Origin of the sequence: Roseateles sp. SL47 (genome assembly GCF_026625885.1) — a bacterium.
In the GTDB taxonomy this organism is placed as follows: domain Bacteria; phylum Pseudomonadota; class Gammaproteobacteria; order Burkholderiales; family Burkholderiaceae_C; genus Roseateles.
In genome coordinates, this window is sequence record NZ_CP113068.1 from 46,646 (window position 1) to 62,574 (window position 15,929).

The following is a 15,929-nucleotide window of genomic DNA, read 5'->3' on the forward strand; positions in this document are numbered from 1 at the left end:
GTCCTGGATCATGGACCGCTGCGCAGGAACAAGCGCTGCACCGAGCTCACCCATTGCTGCTGCGCCTCTCCAGCGCTGCCATGCAGCTCGCTCAACGCGCCGTGCAGCATCTTGCGGGTCAGCGCAGCGGAGAGCGATTCCATCACCGCGTCCACATCCTGCCCCCGGGCCAGGGACCGCCGGGCCTTGAGCAGCTCCGCCTGTCGCCAGTCCTCGATCTGCCGCTGCAAGGCCTGGATCACCGGCACGGCGGCCCGCTGCTCCAGCCATTGCGAAAAGCTGTCCACGCCGGCACTGACGATGGCCTCGGCCTGCGCCACCGCAGCCTGCCGACGCTCGCCGTTCACCTGCACCTGTCGGGCCAGGTCGTCCACCGTGTAGAGATAGACATCATCCAGCCGAGCCACTTCCGGTTCGATGTCGCGCGGCACCGCGAGGTCCAGCATCAGCATCGGGCGCCGCTTGCGCTGCCGCACCGCCCGCTCCACGGCGCCCAGGCCGATCAGCGGCAGGCTGCTGGCCGTGCAGCTGATGACGATGTCGAAGTGGCCCAGCGCCTCGCCCAGTGCGGACAGCGGCAACTGGTCGGCGCCCAGCCGCTGCGCCAGCGCCTGGCCACGCTCCGCGCTGCGATTGGCCACCGTCATCCTCAACGGCTTCTGGGCGGCGAAATGGGTCGCCACCAGTTCGATCATCTCGCCCGCACCGATGAACAACACGCGCCGCTGCGGCAGGTCGTCAAACAGTTGCTGGGCCAGGCGCACAGCGGCCGCCGCCAGACTGACCGCATGGCTGCCGATCTCGGTCCGGCTGCGCACTTCCTTGGCGACGGCAAAGCTGCGCTGGAACATCTGATGCAGCGTGGTGCCCAGGGTGCCGGCCGTTCCGGCCTCGCGCACCGCCACCTTCATCTGTCCGAGGATCTGCGGCTCACCCAGCACCATCGAATCCAGGCCCGCCGCCACACGGAATGCATGGCGGGCCGCCTCCACACCCTCGCGGCAATAGCTGTGCTGGCGCAATTCCCCCGGGGCGGTCTCCCCCTGCCGGGCCAGCCATTCCATGGCCGGCTCCACCAGCCCCAGGGCATGCCGCGGGCATCCGCTGGCCGGCAAGCCCACATAGACCTCGGTGCGGTTGCAGGTGGACAGGATGGCGACCTCGGCACGCGCCTGGGACAAGTGATCCCTCAGCCCCTGGATGCTGCGCCCCAGCGCCTCGGCGGGAATGGCAAAACGCCCCCGCAGGTCCAGCGGCGCACTGCCGTGGTTCAGACCCAGCGCCAGCACCGTCATGCTGCGCTCCGGTGCCAGGCGGCATCGCGGTCTTCGCGCTCCAGCCGGCTGAACAGGTCGATCACCGCCTCGGTGCGCGGCAGGCGCTGCGGTGCCGGGACACCCGCCACGGCGCTCAGCAGCGGCTCGCAGGACGACAGAGGGGGCGCCGCGAGCCACCGACGCGAGGGCCAGAGGTCCAGGCCCGCCAGCGCCAGCCACTTGAGCTTGCGGGAGCCCGGCACGACCGCGCGCCGCTGCACTGAATCAAATCCCGCGCGAGCCACTTCACGCCCCACGGCGGCATACAGGAAGCGGGCGGCATTGATGCCGGGGCGGCAGGCCAGCGGCAAGCAGGTGATGCCGGCCGCTGCCCGTGCATAGAGCGGCTCGGCGGCCTGCAGCAGCCGCTGCACCACCGAAGCCAAGGCGGGACTGTGCTGCGGGTCGGCGAGCCAGGCCTGCGGGGACAAGCCCGCGTCGCGCAACCATTGCTGCGGCAGGTAAAGACGGCCCATGCGGGCATCTTCGCCCACATCCCGCGCAATGTTGGAGAGCTGCATGGCCACCCCCAGGTCGCAGGCGCGGGCCAGTGCCGCCGGGTCGCGGGCGCCCATCAGCAGGCTCATCATCGCGCCCACGCTGCCCGCCACACGGGCGGCGTAATCCAGCAGGTCGTCGAGTGTCTCGTACCGACGGCCCTCCACATCCCAGGCCAAGCCCTCCAGCAGCAGGTCCAGCAGCGCACGGGGGATGCCGAAACGCGCCACCACCGCCGCCAGCGCACGGTCGGCCGCCACCGGTTGCGGGCGGCCTTCAAACACCCCGTCCAGCCGTCGGCGCAACTGAGTCAGGGCCAGGCGTCGGCCGCCCTCCACGTCCACCGTGTCGTCGGCCAGCCGGCAGAAGCCATACAGCACCGTGGCCGGAGCACGCACGCTGGGCGGCAGCAGCAGCGAAGCAGCATGAAAGGTCTTGGAGTGATAGGCCAGGCTGGCCCGGCAGACCGCGAGATCGGCCTCCAGCAGTTCACGCGGGTCGTGCATGGACAAGTCCTTCCTGGACGAGAGATGAGACGGGCCGGGCCAGGTCGCGGCCGTGAGGCACCACCGAATCCAGCACCCGCGCCGACGACAGCACACCCGGAAGTCCGGCGCCCGGATGGGTGCCGGCACCCACGAGGTAGAGGCGCTCCACCTCCTCGCTGCGGTTGTGCGGACGGAACCAGGCGCTTTGAGTCAGCACCGGTTCCAGCGAAAACGCGGCGCCCTTGTAGGCGCTGAGGCGGTCTTCAAACCCCTGCGGCGTCAGCATCAGCGAGCTGACCACGGCCTCTTCCAGGCCCGGCAGCAGCGTCTCGGACAGCCGCTGGGCAATCGCGGCCCGGTAGGGCTCGGCCTGCTCGCGCCAATCCACGCCGGCGTCCAGATGCGGGACGGGCGACAGCACATAAAAGGTGTCGCACCCGGGCGGGGCCAGGCTGGGGTCGGTGGCGGTGGGCCGGTGCAGATAGAGGCTGAAGTCGTCGGCCAGATGCTTGCGGCGGAAGATGTCGTCCAGCAGGCCTTCATACCGTGGGCCCAGCGAGATGGTGTGGTGGGCCACCTCCGGGTATTGGCGCCGCGTCCCGAAATACCAGACGAACAGGCTCATCGAATAGCGCGCCTTGTTGATGCGGCGGTTGGTCCAATGGCGGCGGTAGCGCTCAGGCAGCAGGTGGCGGTAGGTCCAGGCGGAATCGGCATTGGAAACCACCACCTCCGCCCTCAGCCGTTCCCCCGAGGCCAACTGCACGCCGCAGGCCGCGCCCTGCTCCACCAGGATCTCCTGCACCGCTGCGCCACAGCGCACTCGGCCGCCCTGACCTTCGATCAGCCCCACCAGGCCCCGCACCAGCGCACCGGTACCGCCCATGGCGAAATGCACACCAAAGCGGCGCTCCAGGAAGGCGATGAGGCAATAGACCGAGGTGGTGGAGAACGGGTTGCCGCCCACCAGCAGCGACTGGAAGGTCAGCACCACCCGCAGCTTCTCGTCTTTGACATGCTTGCACGCCAGGCCCCAGACGGTGCGCCAGCCTTCCAGCTTCAGCAGGTCGGGCAGCACACGGGCCATGTCGGTCCAGCGCTCGAAGGACACATGCCCCAGTTGCTCGAAGCCCACGCGGTAGATGGCCTCACTGGCCTGGAGAAACCGCTCGTAGCCCGCCACATCGCCCGGCGCCAGCCGTGCCACCTCGGCGCGCATGGCCTGGGCATCTCCGCTGTAGTCGAAGGTGGTGCCGTCGTGAAAGCGCACGCGGTAGAACGGGGACACCGGGCGCAGCTCGACGTCATCGGCGAGCCGTTTGCCGCACAGGGCCCACAGCTCTTCAAACAGAAACGGCGCGGTGATGACCGTGGGGCCAGCATCGAAGGTGAATCCGTCCTGGCGGTGGACATACCCGCGGCCGCCAGGGGCATCGAGCTGTTCCAGCACCGTGACGCGGTAGCCTCTGGCTCCCAGCCGGACGGCTGCGGCCAGCCCCCCGAACCCACTGCCGATGACCACAGCATGCGGTGAGGAGGAGGCAGTGGCGGGCACGCCCGGGCTTTCTGTCAACATGCATTTATCTTATTCTTGTCCACTTTAGTTTACAACACGCATGCCACCTGATTTTCCCGACCCCGTCACCGTCCAGGCCGCAGGCGTGCGCTGGCGGGTGCTGTGCGTCGGCCCGAGCGGGCCGGGCGGAATGACGGGGTCCACCGGGGCCACGGCCCCGCCGGACCTGCTGCTGCTGCACGGCACGGGCTCGTCGCTGCACTCCTGGCGGCGATGCCTGCCGGGCCTGGCGCTGCACTTCCGGGTCATCGTGCCGGACCTGCCTGGCCACGGAGGCTCCTCCGCCTTCCCCGACCGGCAGGCCAGCCTGCCGCGCATGGCGGCAGCGGTGGCCGAGTTGCTGCAGGTGCTGGGCAGCACGCCCGTGCTGGCGGCGGGGCATTCCGCTGGCGCGGCGGTGATGGCGCAACTGGCGTTGGACGGACGCATGCCCTCGCTGCGCGGTTTGCTGGCCGTGAACGGAGCCCTGGAGCCCTTGCCCGGTCTGATGGGGCTGGTGGCGCCCACCGTGGCCCGCTGGGCGTCCCGCAGTGAGTTGCTGCCGTCCTGGGTCACCCGGCATGCGGCGCAGCCTCGCGCCTTGGGCCACCTGATCGCCTCGACCGGATCACGGCTGGATGAAGCCGGTGTGGCGCACTACCGGGAACTGCTGAGCCAGCCGGCCCATGTCCGGGGCGTGCTGGACATGCTGGCCCATTGGCGGCTGGAGGCCTTGACCGCCCGATTGCCGGCGCTGCGCATGCCGCTCTGGCTGGTGGCCGGGCTGGCGGATCGCACCACGGCGCCTGTGCGCTCGCTGGAGTTGTCCCGCCAAATGAAGCAGGGGCGCTTTGTGCCGCTGAAAGGATTGGGGCACCTGGCTCATGAGGAAGCCCCTGCGTCGATCAACGCGCTGCTGATGGAACTGTGGGGTCACACGGCAGCCGGTGCCGAAACGGCTGCCGACACGGCCGCATAGACCTGCGCAGCCTCGCCATGTGGAAGGGGTACGTAGCGCGCGCCCATGGCCTGCGCCAGCACCAGCGCGGCCGGTTCCGGGCGGGAGGAGGTGTCGATGAGCAGGCTCTGCAGCCCATCCGCACGCAGACGCCGCGCGGCGGTGAGGGCGTCCTGCCCCGCCTGCAGACGCCCGGCATGGCCATCACGGGTGATGTTGGCGCGGGCATCGGTGAGAAACACCAGCACCACCCGCCCGCCGTCACGGGTCTGCACATGGCGGCCCAGCAGCCACGCCGCTTCGATGCCCGCTGCCAGGGGCGTTCCGCCGCCACCCGGAAGACTGCTGAGGGCACGACGGGCGCGCGCCAGCGAGCGAGTGGGTGACAACAACAGCTCGGCACCGGCATTGCGGAACGCCAGCAAGGCCACCCGGTCGCGACGCACATAGCAGTCCGCCAGCAGCAGTTCCACCGCGCCCTTGGCCTCGGCCAGGCGACTCATCGCCTGGGAGCCGGACGCGTCCACCACAAAGACGGTGGTCGTCTCCTGCGGGCGGCGGAAGCGTTTGAGATGCAAATCGTCCCGGCGCAGCAGCAGGGGCATCGTGGCCGGCGCCAGCCCTTGTTGTTCCCGCTCGGACGTACGCAGCCGCTGCCACGGGATCGCGGCGCGCAGTGTGGCCAGGAGGTCGATACGGCTGCCCCGGCGCAGCGGGCCGCGGCGGGGGTGAGCGGGCGCCCGCTCTGCGCAGGTCGGGACGCAGCCCCCTTGCGGCCGCTGCTGCCACCGCCGCGAGCAATTCCACCAGCCAGGCTTTCGAGCAGTCCGGGCGGGATGGCGGCACGTGCGGCGGCCAGGGTCTGGTCCTGAAGGGCTTGCGCCGGATCGCGCGTGCAAGGGGGCACTGGGGCACGGGTGGGATCGCGGGAGCCATCGCGGGCGCTGTCATGGAGGGCCTCTTCTTCGACGTCGGGAGTCGTGTCCGGCTGGGTGTCATGCGCCTCGTCCGCCTGCGGGTCGCTCCTGGCATTCTCCGCATGCTCCGCCTTTTCTCCGTGCTTCGCGTTGTCGTCGAGCTTTTCCTCCGCCGCATCGCCTGGGTCCTTGCCGGCCGCCGAGGATGCATCCGGAGGGGCCGCCTGGGACTCCACGTCCGGTGACTGCGGCAAGGTGCGTGCACGAGGTGCGAGCACCAACCGGGCGGCCAGTTCGGCATCGGCCTGGCTGACTGCGGCCCGGCCTTCAAGGGCTGCTGCCGCACGCGCGGCACACCAGGCCTGCCAGACGGTGCGCATGGAGTTCAGCCCCAGGGCTGCAGCGGTGGCGCACAGGGCCTGCACCACCTCCGGGTCGCAGGGGACGGCCGGGAGGCGGGCACGCGCGGCGAGCAGATCGGGCAGCGGCATGGCCCCAGAGCCCATGACTGTCATCGTCACCGTCACCATCAACCCAAGCCGCTCACTCAAGGACGCGGGCAGCGCTTCATCCTCGTCCAGGCCCTCATCCAAGGCCAGCACACACAGGCCAGCGCAGGCGTCCAGATGAGCCGCCAATCGGCCGGCCAAGCCCGCCTCCGCCCGCTCAGCCATGGGCAGCAGCAGCACCCCGCCAGCGGCCTCGGCCAGCAGGCCCGCCTGATGCACCGGGCGGCCTGCCGCCAGACTCAGCCCCAGATCCAATCCGCCAAGCAGCCGCTCATCGTCCACCTGCAGCGGCAGACGCCGCCACGGCGTCCCAGGCGGCAAGGCCTGGCGAAGGTCCGCCAGCACGGCATCCCGGACGGGGCTCGCGCTGCCACGCAGCACCAGGCCTCCCAGCCCGGCCGGATCCACCGCCAGCAGCCATGCGGCCTGCCAGGCCGGTGGCCAGGCGCTCAGTGCCATAACTCGGTGACCGCGCGCTCGATGCGCTCGCCCGACGCGGTGTCGTCCAATGGATTGCGACGCAAGCGATGGCGCAGTGCGGGCACGGCCACCTCCCGCAGGTGATCCAGCGTCACGCCCGCATCCCCTTCCAACGCCGCCAGCGCACGCGCCGCGCGCATCAGCGTCAATTCCCCGCGCAGGCCGTCACTGCCCACCGCCACGCACAATTCGGCGGCCCGATGCAGCACATCATCCCCCACGGCAAGTCCAGCCAGCCGCTCCCGCGCCTGCAGAATCTGGCGGCGCACGCGGGCATCGGCCTTGGCCCACTGGGCACTGAAGGCGGCCGGGTCCCGCTCATACGCATCACGGCGACGCACCACCTCCACCCGCTGCGCGATGTCCGAGGGCGTCCGCACTTCCACCGACAGACCGAAGCGGTCCTGCAATTGCGGTCGCAGTTCCCCTTCTTCCGGATTTCCGCTGCCGATCAGCACAAACCGGGCCGGGTGGCGCAGGCTCATGCCTTCGCGCTCGATGACGTTTTCGCCCGAGGCGGCCACGTCGATCAGCAGATCCACCAGATGGTCTTCCAGCAGGTTGACCTCGTCGATGTAGAGGAAACCTCGATGGGCCCTGGCCAGCAGCCCCGGCTCGAAGACCTTCACCCCCTGCGACAAGGCACGTTCGAGATCCAGCGCCCCCAGCACGCGGTCTTCACTGGCGCCGAGCGGCAGGTCCACCACCGGCACCGGCAGCAGGTCGGTCTTGATGCGTGCACCGGCCTTCAGCCGCGCGCAGTCCTCACAGGCCGCCGAGGCGCCGGAGGCCTCCGGATCGCAGTGATAGCGGCAGCCGTGTACCGCCTTCATCTTGGGCAACAGCGCGGCCAGGCCGCGCACGGCGGTCGATTTGCCGGTGCCCCGATCCCCCAGCACCAGCAGTCCGCCGATGGCGGGCTCCACGGCGGCAATGAGGATGGCGCGTTTCATCTCGTCCTGGCCCACAAGGGCGGAGAAGGGATAGGGGGTGCTCATCTCGATCCATGCCCGTTGTGTGTGTCGTGATCACTGGCGCGACGCCGCGCCCGCCGGACGGTCTGGAAGGCCAGCAGCGCCAGCACCGGCACGCTGAGGCCCACAAACAGATCCACGTCCAGGTTCAGCCCCAGCGAACGGCTGCCCTTGGCCACATAGCCCACCACGCCCGCCATGTAGTAGACGATGGCAGCGATCGACAGTCCCTCCACCGTCTGCTGCAAGCGCAGTTGCAGCTTGGCGCGGCGATCCATCGATGCCAGCAGGGCCAGGTTCTGCTGTTCCCGCACGATGTCGACGCGCGTGGACAGCAGGTGGCTGGCCTGGGCGACACGTTCGGACAGGTCGTGCATGCGCCGCGACACCGTGGCGCAGGTGGCCACAGCCGGTGTGAAGCGCCGCGACATGAATTCGTCCAGCGTCTGCAGCCCGGAGAGCCGACGCTCCCGCAGTTCGTCGATGCGGGTACGCACCAGGTCGGCATAGGCGCGGCAGGCCGCAAAACGATATTGGCTGGCGGCCAGGCCGCTTTCGATTTCCGCTGCGAGCCGGGTCAGCTCCTGCAGCAGATTTTCATCGTGGCCGGTCTCGCGCGCATTGCCGGCAGCAATGCTGTCGGCCAGCGCGGCCAGGGAGCGTTCGATGGCCAGCAGGCGGGGCGACAGCCGCCGCGCCACCGGGAAGGCGAGCAGCGCCATCATGCGGTAGGCCTCGATCTCGAACAGCCGCTGCAGCATGCGGCCAGCGACCAGCGGCGTGAAACCCTGATCGATCAGCAGGATGCGGCCAAAGCCATCGCCATGGGTGAGGAAATCGGAATAGGCCAGGCCTGCACCGTCGCCCAGGGCACTGCCCACCACGGTGCGGCCACCAAAACACTGCTGCAACAGGTCGCCCAGGGCCAGGCCTTCGGTGGGTGACAGCAGCTCGGCATGGCCGGCGTATACCGTCATGCCGGGCACACCGGCCAGCCAGCCGGACGGCAGCTGCGCAGCGGCCGAATCCGAAAACGGGTCGCTGCCGGCCGCAGCAGTCAGCAGGGTGTAGCTGGAGAACTCGCCGTGACGTTCCCACTTCAGGCGCAATGCACCCATGGTGCCGCTCCAATGCACCGCATCGGCCGCTGGCGCCAGCTGGCCGTATTCGCGGCACAGACGGGCCAGATGGGTCAGCTCGCGTTCGCGTTCATCGGCGTCCACCAGCACCGCCAGGTAGCTGGCCCGCCCAGGGGCAGTCAGCGGTTCCGACGGCCGGGCATGCACCTCCATGGCGAGCGCCGCGCGTTCGGGAAGATCGGCCGGCAGCAGCCTCATGCGATCACGTCCATGGCGCGGTGCCCGGGAGCGGTGGCCGTCTGCGGAAGGCTCAGGCCTTCTTCACATAGGCGGAGCACCAGCCCTTGGCCGCGACATGCTTGCCCGCGAAGATCGGGCAGGGGCCGGAAGGCGCGCCCGCCTTGCCCTGGAAGAGCGAGCAATTGCCGCACGCTGCTCCGGCAACATACTTGGGCTGCTTCGCCTTGTCCACCTTGCTGGCATCGGCGTGATAGCCCAGCGATGCGGCGGTGGGGTCCTTCTCGTCGACCATCGTCTGTGACCAGGCGGGGCCGACCAGAAGGCCGACACCGGCCAGAGGAACGAGGCGGATGAACTGGCGACGGCTGTTCATGGGGGAAGCCTTTCATGTCTGCTGGCGTCGAAGGGGGAGAGAAACGACCGGTCGGCGCCAGCGGGCCCGAAGGTCGAAGAGATGGCTGATTCCGGCCGACACCAGGCAGGCACCGACCCAGATCACACCGGCACCGCCCAAGCCCAGCCGCAAGGCCAGGGCCAGGCTGAGGCCGGCCAGAAGATTGGGCACCAGGCCGGAAGGCCCTGCACGTCGCCGGGTCAGAAGCCAGAGCAATTCGATCAGGCTTGCCACCAGCACCAGCTCGCTCATCCGCAGCAGCAGATCGTGGTCGGTCATGACACCCTCGCCAGGCCCAGCAGGTGGGCCATGTCCTTGGCGAAGATGCGCACATGGGCCAGAAACCGGGCTCGCACCAGGCGCTTGTGCATGTAGGCATCAAAGGTGAGTTGCTGCACATCGCGGTCGCGGCAGATGCTGACGAAGCGCTCACGGCGTTTGTCGCTGCGGTACCAGAAGTGCTGCATCATCCCCAGCACCCAGAACACCCGGCCATGTTCACGCATGAAGCGCCGCCGCGCGCTGGCCAGGGCACGCACATTGCCGGTCTGAAGCAGTTGCGCCACCGCCTCGGCGGCCAGCCGGCCGCCCAGCATCGCGTAATAGATGCCCTCGCCGGACGCGGGAGCCACCACCCCCGCCGCATCTCCGGCCAGCACCACATCCCGCCCGTTGTCCCAGCGCGGCAGCGGCTTCATCGGGATGGGCGCGCCCTCCCGTCTCAGCGTGCGGGCATGGGACAGCCCGGCCGTCTCACGCAGTTGAAGCACACCGCGCCGCAGGGAGAAGCCTTTGTCCGCACTGCCGGTGCCCACGCTGACGCTGGCGCCATGCGGGAAGACCCAGCCGTAGAAGTCGGGGGACAGGCTGCCCCGGTAATGCACCTCGCATCGGCCGGGGGCATAACCCGCAGGCGGCGCATCGGGCACGGCCAGGATCTCGTGGTACGCGAAGACAAAACGGCCCCGGTCAGCGCCGGGCACGGCTTGCTGCGCCACCTGGGAGCGGGCGCCATCGGCACCGATCACGGCGCGGGCCCGCACCTGCTCGGGGCCGGCGTCCGTCTGGAAGTGCACCACGCGGACGCCGTCTTCATCCAGGCTCAATCGTTCAAACTGGCCCACCCGGCGCAGCGCGCCATGGGAGGCGGCGCGTGCCCGCAACCATTCGTCGAACTGCTCGCGGTCCACCATGCCGACAAAGCCCCCCTCGATCGGGATGTCCACCTCGATGGCCTTGGGCGAGACCATGCGGGCGGCCGTGGCCCGCGCCACCAGCAATTCGTCCGGGATGGCGAAATCCGCGATGAGCCGAGGCGGTATGGCGCCGCCGCAGGGTTTGATGCGCCCCGCACGGTCCAGCAGCAGCACGCGATACCCCTGGCGGGCGAGATCGTCCGCCGCCGTCGCACCGGCCGGGCCCCCGCCGATGACCACGGCATCCAGTTCCACAGGTGCAGCAGTTGTCATGGTGCCCTCTTGAGTTGGCCGAAATACATCGGCGCCGACACCGCCGGGCGGGCATCCACCCGCGCCGCCAGCCAGGCCGCCATCACGAACAATGCGGCGTTGGCCAGGAATACCAGCGCATAAGCCGGGCCTGACGCATGGATCAGCCAACGCGTCAGGTCACTGGCGGCGGTCCCGACCAGCCCCCCCAGGGCGAACGCCTGGGCCTGCGCCGCGCCCCAGAGACCCATGCGCACACCTTCGCGACCCGGGCCGTCCGCACCGGCCAGGCTCATCATGGCGGCGATGGCCGCAATCGAGAACGCACCGGTACACAGCCCCAGCAGAAAGACATTGGCTGCCAGCGGCCAGCCCGGCCCGGTCAACCCGGCGAGAACCAGCCCGCCCAGCGACAGCCCGGCCGCCACGCAGCCCCAGACGGTCCATTGGCGCAGGCTGCCCCAGCGGCCGCCCGCCCAGCGGCTACCGGCGCCTGCAGCCAGCACCATGCCCAGCAGGGCGCCGCCGTGCTGGGTTCCGGACAGGCGCGTGGTGCCCCCCGGCGTCAAGCCGAACACCACGCCGGCAAACGGTTCCAGGATGAGGTCCTGCATGCTGTAGGCCAGCATGGAGATGAACACAAACACGGTGAAGCGCCGCGAACGCGGATCGGCCCACGCGTCCCGCAAGGCCTGTGCAAACGGCACCGACGCCGCAGCACGGTCGTGTCGTGCCGATGCCATGGGAACGGGCTCGGACCGCCCCTCCAGCCGGAACAGCGCCAGCGCCGCCAGCAACACCGCAGACACCGACACACCTCCGGCCACCATCAGCAGCCGTTGCGGTGTGAACGGATCCAGGAAGCGGCCAGTCACACCGGCCGTCACCACAAAGCCGGCAATCATCATGATCCAGACCATGGTGGCCGCCGCCGCGCGGCGCTCCGGCGCCACCCGCTTGGCCAGCAAGGTCAGCAGCGAGGTGCCGCTGGCCGACACGCCCAGGCCGATGAGGCCATACGCCAGCACCGCCATCGCGATGCCTGCGGCCAGGTAATCGGCCATCAGCACGGTCGCCCCGGCGGCCAGCCAGCCGCCTGCAGCGAGGGTCACCATGCCACCCAGAATCCACGGCGTGCAGCGCCGGCCCTGGTCCGCGCCATGGCCCATGCGCGGCCGGGCCGCCTGCACGACGTAATGCCAGGCCAGCAGCAGCCCGGGCAGCAGCGCGGGCAGCGCCATTTCCACCACCATCACCCGGTTGAGCGTGGAGGTGGTGAGCACCACGATCGCGCCCAGCGCGGACTGCACCAGCCCCAGGCGCACCACACCCAGCCATCCCATTGAAGGCGTCATGACACCACCCCTCGCAGCGCAAAGGCGCTGATCAGCATGCCGCAGACATACAGCGGCACTCCCACACCGCTGTACCAGCGGGCACGCGGCACCGGGTCCGCCAGGAAGCGCCGCATCAGCAGCCCCTGCGCCACCAGCAACACCACCACCGCCACGGCATGGCCGACCTGCCCCCAATGGATCAGCAGGCCGATGACGATCACCTGCGGCAACGCCATCACCGCACAGGCCACCTGTGCCGCGCCGGGGTCGCCCAGCATGACCGGCAGGGAGCGGATGCCCATCTGCCGGTCGCCGGCCGTGGACTTGAAATCGTTCAAGGTCATGATGCCGTGGGCCCCCAGGCTGTAGAGCAGCGCCAGCGCCAGGGAGCGGCCATCGGGCCACTCGCCCATGGCCATCACCGCCGCGCCGGTGATCCAGGCGAGGCCCTCATAACAAAGGCCGCAAGCGGCATTGCCCCACCAGCCATTGCGCTTGAGCCGCAGGGGCGGCGCGCTGTAAGCCCAGGCCAGCAGGAGACCCAATACCGCCGCGAGGAAACCCACCACACCAATCTGCCAGGCCAGCAGCAGCGACAACAGGGTCCAGAGCAGCGCGATGTAGAGGCCCCAGTAACCCGGCATGCGGCCGGACGGGATGGGACGTTGAGGTTCGTTGATGGCGTCGACCTCCCGGTCGAACCAGTCATTCACCGCCTGGCTGGTGGCACACACAAAAGGGCCCGCCAGCAACACGCCCGCCACGATCACCGGCCAACGGCCATCCGGATGCAGGCCCGAAGCCACCACGCCACACGCAAAGGCCCACATGGGCGGGAACCAGGTGATGGGCTTGAGCAGTTCGGCAATGGCCGACAGAGCGGGGCGCTGCATGCGGCCTATTCTGGACCGATGCAGGGAGTTGTCAATCCACCTTTACATCATAGGGTGTCAATGCGGCGGTGCCGACTCCTCCGGCCCGTTGTCACCGAGGATGCCGTAGCGGCGGAGCTTCACATACAGGCTTTGACGAGAGAGGCCCAACATCTCGGCAGCCGAGGCGCGGTGATCCCGTGTCAACTCCAGGGCGGCCTCAATGCACAGGCGCTCGATGAGATCGGTGGTTTCGCCCACGATGTCCTTGAGCGGCATGCGGCCAACCAACCCGGTGAGCTGGTCCACCGAACGCGGCAGCTGCCGCGCCGGGCGTGTCTCGGCGGGGAGGCGCCGCGCCACATCGCGAATGGCAAAACCCAGGCACGCCTGGCTGCCGTCCGGCACCGCCACGGCAGAAATCTCCACCGGGTTGAGTTCACCCAGGCCACTGCGCATGGTGGTCGGGAACAGCCGTAGCACCCCGTGCTGACGCAGATTGCCGATCAGCACATTCATATCCACCGAGGTGCGGCCCAGCCAGCGATCCAGCGACTGGCCCTGGACCGATTCGCCGGGGGGCAGTTGCAGCATGTCGCTGAAGGCCTGGTTGGCCGCCAGGATGCGGCCCTGCATGTCGGTCAGCACAAAGGCGTCGGGCAGGGTGTTGACCACATCGAGCAGGGAAGGAGCATCGCTGCCATTGGCACCATGAGCGCCATCACGCCCGGATGAGGACAACCCGGATGACCGGCTGGAGGACTTGCCCTTCATCGCGCCCGGCATCGGCGAGAGCCGCACCAGCAGCAAGGTGGTGCTGTCCTGCCTGAAAGCGGACGCCGACAGCATCAGTTCCAGGGTGCTGCTGGCCAGCCGGATGGTCAGTTCATCACACCGCCCGCCTGCCCGCGCCTGCGCCAGGCCGGATTGCACGTCGGCATGGCTGCCCGGGGCCAGCACATCCAGCATGCTGCGGCCCACCACCCGTTTGCCGACATCACCCAGCAGGCGGCTGGCGGCGGCATTCTGCTCAAACACAACCAGCGAGCTGGCATCCACCACCAGCACCGCCTCATCCACCGCCTCGAACAGCAGACGGTAGCGGGCCTCGGTGTGACGCAGACGGAGATAGTCCCGCTCCATGGATTGCTGGGCATCCACCAGGCGCTGCTGGACGGTGGCGACCTCCCGCAGATCTCGCCCGAGGGCCAGCACGGCGCCCTGGCTGTCCAGCGGGACGATGCTGTAGCTGATGGGCAGGTCCACCCCGCCCGAGAGCGCATGCGTGACCTGCCGCTCCGGCGGCAGGCCGACACCGGGCGCCGGGCCTCCGGCGGACAGCATGGACTGCACCTTGACGCGGTTCTCGATGGTGACGGTTTCCGCCCAGCGACGTCCCACCCACTGTCGGAGTTCGGCCAGCTCCGCTGCGGCGGAGGCTCCCAGGGACACGTCCCGAATGACGCCCTGGCCGTCGACGACCAGCGCCACGTCGGACGCGGCGGCGACGATTCGAGCCAGGAGGTCGGCGTTCAGCCCAGCGAAATGGCGCTCCGGCGCCTCAAATCGCTGTGGGTGGGCCGCGTTACCTTGGGTCTGCATCAGGTTCCCTGTTGTGATCAAGCGGCAGCACGGCCTTCCCGAGCCGCCAAGCCATCAAAGAACGATCGAGGATTCCCTCCACCTGACCAGCGCCGGGCCCGAACTCGGGACCCGGCAGAAGCGCTCAGACGCCCCGAACCCGGCGGGGCAGGCTGGCATCAGCCAAGGCCACGGCCGAACGGGCGTCGCTGGCCATGGCATCGGCCCCGCAACGTTCCGCGAGGTCCGGCATCAAGGCTGCCATGGGTCCACCGACCATCACAAAAAGGCGGGGATTGGCCGCCGTCCTGCGTATGTCAAGAATACCAGACACCACCTCGGCGATCTGCTCGCCCGAAGAGATTGACAGCCCGAAGACCTCAAAGGGTTCCTGTGCCAGCCGGACGCGAAGGTCCTTCCAGCCGATGCGGGGCTCGCAGTCGACATCCCAGCCGGCACGGCTGAAGAATTCCGCCACGATGGACAGTCCAAAGGTGTGCTGCGTGCCCGGCACGGCCGCCAGCAGGCATCGACGGCCCGCAGCGGCCCCCGTCAGGCGCGGTGGCTCCAACTGGGCAAACTCGTGCAGCACCCGCTGCAAGCGCCACAGGCCGATGGTGACCTCGGAGAAGCTGCAGAGGTCCTCCTCCCACAAGCGCCCCATGTGGCGGGCGCTGGCGGCCAGCAGGTCCAGCAACACCTGCTCATGGGTCGCACCAAGGTCCACCAGACTGCGCACATACAGCAATGCGGCCTCACCATCGTCGTGGACGGCCAGCGTGCTGAGCGTCAGCACATGCGCCTGCGTCGGCACGAACATCGGGCACGGCGGCAGCTCCGCCAGCGGCGGCGGCCGGTGCAGCAGCATCAGGCGCGGAATGATCTCCGCCTCCACCAGCCGCGTGAGCTGCTCATGGGGCCCGGCGCGCGCCCGATGCGGCAGCGGCGTTTCACCGTTCGATTCCAGACGGGCCGCCAGCAAGGCGTCCAGGGTCAGCACTTCGGTCGGGCTGCGCGCGGCGCCGGAGGGCGTTGCATCCAGCTCCGCACGTCGGCGTTGTGGCGGCCTTTTGGCCTGCCGATTGGTCGTCCATCCAGCCACCACGTGTCTCCTCAGAGGTGGATCGGCAGCTTGGGTTCCCTGTGAGGGGCTGGAGAACATCGGCTCCGCCCTCGGCGCTAGGCAGCGTCAGAAATCGCCACTGCAAACAGTTTGGGTAGGTTTGATCTGATTTTTTAGTAGTGACAGCGATTTGTTCAGTCAACTCAAGTCGATGAACAAG

15 protein-coding genes are annotated in these 15,929 nt (G+C 69.2%); 1 reads left to right on the forward strand and 14 read right to left on the reverse strand.

Going from position 1 to position 15,929, the window contains the following annotated elements; translation table 11 throughout:
* Positions 1–8: 8 nt before the first annotated feature.
* Genes hemA through OU995_RS00135 form a run of 3 tightly spaced genes read right to left on the reverse strand, consistent with a single transcriptional unit; the run spans position 9 to position 3,878 of the window.
* Positions 9–1,295 (reverse strand): glutamyl-tRNA reductase, encoded by a 1,287-nt coding sequence (hemA, locus tag OU995_RS00125; RefSeq protein ID WP_267833330.1) that lies wholly within the window; start codon positions 1,293–1,295, stop codon positions 9–11.
* The gene (locus OU995_RS00130; RefSeq protein ID WP_267833331.1) at positions 1,292–2,320 is read right to left on the reverse strand and encodes a phytoene/squalene synthase family protein; all 1,029 of its coding nucleotides are present in this window, start codon (positions 2,318–2,320) and stop codon (positions 1,292–1,294) included. The genes hemA and OU995_RS00130 overlap by 4 nt, the downstream gene beginning before the upstream one ends.
* Complete coding sequence (locus OU995_RS00135; protein WP_267833332.1) at positions 2,304–3,878, reverse strand: phytoene desaturase; 1,575 nt, start codon at positions 3,876–3,878, stop codon at positions 2,304–2,306. Before OU995_RS00135 ends, OU995_RS00130 begins: the two co-directional genes overlap by 17 nt.
* 40 nt (positions 3,879–3,918) lie before the next feature.
* On the opposite strand from OU995_RS00135, the gene bchO reads away from it, so the two are divergent.
* Positions 3,919–4,836, forward strand: a complete 918-nt coding sequence (bchO, locus tag OU995_RS00140) for an alpha/beta fold hydrolase BchO (RefSeq protein WP_267833333.1) — start codon at positions 3,919–3,921, stop codon at positions 4,834–4,836.
* Here the strand turns inward: bchO and OU995_RS00145 are convergent.
* The 11 genes from OU995_RS00145 to OU995_RS00195 form a co-directional block, all read right to left on the reverse strand.
* On the reverse strand, positions 4,791–5,420 hold the full coding sequence (locus OU995_RS00145) for a VWA domain-containing protein (protein WP_267833334.1): 630 nt from the start codon (positions 5,418–5,420) through the stop codon (positions 4,791–4,793). The genes bchO and OU995_RS00145 overlap by 46 nt on opposite strands.
* The gene (locus OU995_RS00150; protein WP_267833335.1) at positions 5,315–6,700 is read right to left on the reverse strand and encodes a hypothetical protein; all 1,386 of its coding nucleotides are present in this window, start codon (positions 6,698–6,700) and stop codon (positions 5,315–5,317) included. Before OU995_RS00150 ends, OU995_RS00145 begins: the two co-directional genes overlap by 106 nt.
* Complete coding sequence (gene bchI / locus OU995_RS00155; protein WP_267833336.1) at positions 6,691–7,719, reverse strand: magnesium chelatase ATPase subunit I; 1,029 nt, start codon at positions 7,717–7,719, stop codon at positions 6,691–6,693. The genes OU995_RS00150 and bchI overlap by 10 nt, the downstream gene beginning before the upstream one ends.
* Positions 7,716–9,032, reverse strand: a complete 1,317-nt coding sequence (locus OU995_RS00160) for a DUF3422 family protein (RefSeq protein ID WP_267833337.1) — start codon at positions 9,030–9,032, stop codon at positions 7,716–7,718. The genes bchI and OU995_RS00160 overlap by 4 nt, the downstream gene beginning before the upstream one ends.
* Positions 9,033–9,084: 52 nt before the next feature.
* The gene (locus OU995_RS00165) at positions 9,085–9,387 is read right to left on the reverse strand and encodes a high-potential iron-sulfur protein (RefSeq protein ID WP_267833338.1); all 303 of its coding nucleotides are present in this window, start codon (positions 9,385–9,387) and stop codon (positions 9,085–9,087) included.
* A 12-nt stretch (positions 9,388–9,399) separates the two neighbouring features.
* Positions 9,400–9,687 (reverse strand): hypothetical protein, encoded by a 288-nt coding sequence (locus OU995_RS00170; RefSeq protein ID WP_267833339.1) that lies wholly within the window; start codon positions 9,685–9,687, stop codon positions 9,400–9,402.
* Positions 9,684–10,877 (reverse strand): geranylgeranyl diphosphate reductase, encoded by a 1,194-nt coding sequence (locus OU995_RS00175; protein ID WP_267833340.1) that lies wholly within the window; start codon positions 10,875–10,877, stop codon positions 9,684–9,686. Before OU995_RS00175 ends, OU995_RS00170 begins: the two co-directional genes overlap by 4 nt.
* Positions 10,874–12,211 (reverse strand): BCD family MFS transporter, encoded by a 1,338-nt coding sequence (locus OU995_RS00180; protein ID WP_267833341.1) that lies wholly within the window; start codon positions 12,209–12,211, stop codon positions 10,874–10,876. Before OU995_RS00180 ends, OU995_RS00175 begins: the two co-directional genes overlap by 4 nt.
* Positions 12,208–13,086, reverse strand: a complete 879-nt coding sequence (gene chlG / locus OU995_RS00185) for a chlorophyll synthase ChlG (protein WP_267833342.1) — start codon at positions 13,084–13,086, stop codon at positions 12,208–12,210. Before chlG ends, OU995_RS00180 begins: the two co-directional genes overlap by 4 nt.
* Positions 13,087–13,143: 57 nt before the next feature.
* Positions 13,144–14,667, reverse strand: coding sequence for a transcriptional regulator PpsR (gene ppsR, locus OU995_RS00190; protein ID WP_267833343.1), 1,524 nt, complete (start codon positions 14,665–14,667; stop codon positions 13,144–13,146).
* A gap of 124 nt (positions 14,668–14,791) precedes the next feature.
* Positions 14,792–15,748 carry a cobalamin B12-binding domain-containing protein gene (locus OU995_RS00195; protein ID WP_267833344.1) on the reverse strand — a complete coding sequence of 319 codons (957 nt, stop codon included), beginning with the start codon at positions 15,746–15,748 and terminating at the stop codon, positions 14,792–14,794.
* Between the last annotated feature and the right edge of the window lie 181 nt (positions 15,749–15,929).

Coding starts and splice junctions, on each gene's coding strand:
- hemA (WP_267833330.1), bottom strand. CDS start 1,295: ATGACGGTGCTGGCGCTGGGTCTGAACCACGGCAGTGCGCCGCTGGAC.
- OU995_RS00130 (WP_267833331.1), bottom strand. CDS start 2,320: ATGCACGACCCGCGTGAACTGCTGGAGGCCGATCTCGCGGTCTGCCGG.
- OU995_RS00135 (WP_267833332.1), bottom strand. CDS start 3,878: ATGTTGACAGAAAGCCCGGGCGTGCCCGCCACTGCCTCCTCCTCACCG.
- bchO (WP_267833333.1), top strand. CDS start 3,919: ATGCCACCTGATTTTCCCGACCCCGTCACCGTCCAGGCCGCAGGCGTG.
- OU995_RS00145 (WP_267833334.1), bottom strand. CDS start 5,420: ATGCCCCTGCTGCTGCGCCGGGACGATTTGCATCTCAAACGCTTCCGC.
- OU995_RS00150 (WP_267833335.1), bottom strand. CDS start 6,700: ATGGCACTGAGCGCCTGGCCACCGGCCTGGCAGGCCGCATGGCTGCTG.
- bchI (WP_267833336.1), bottom strand. CDS start 7,719: ATGAGCACCCCCTATCCCTTCTCCGCCCTTGTGGGCCAGGACGAGATG.
- OU995_RS00160 (WP_267833337.1), bottom strand. CDS start 9,032: ATGAGGCTGCTGCCGGCCGATCTTCCCGAACGCGCGGCGCTCGCCATG.
- OU995_RS00165 (WP_267833338.1), bottom strand. CDS start 9,387: ATGAACAGCCGTCGCCAGTTCATCCGCCTCGTTCCTCTGGCCGGTGTC.
- OU995_RS00170 (WP_267833339.1), bottom strand. CDS start 9,687: ATGACCGACCACGATCTGCTGCTGCGGATGAGCGAGCTGGTGCTGGTG.
- OU995_RS00175 (WP_267833340.1), bottom strand. CDS start 10,877: ATGACAACTGCTGCACCTGTGGAACTGGATGCCGTGGTCATCGGCGGG.
- OU995_RS00180 (WP_267833341.1), bottom strand. CDS start 12,211: ATGACGCCTTCAATGGGATGGCTGGGTGTGGTGCGCCTGGGGCTGGTG.
- chlG (WP_267833342.1), bottom strand. CDS start 13,086: ATGCAGCGCCCCGCTCTGTCGGCCATTGCCGAACTGCTCAAGCCCATC.
- ppsR (WP_267833343.1), bottom strand. CDS start 14,667: ATGCAGACCCAAGGTAACGCGGCCCACCCACAGCGATTTGAGGCGCCG.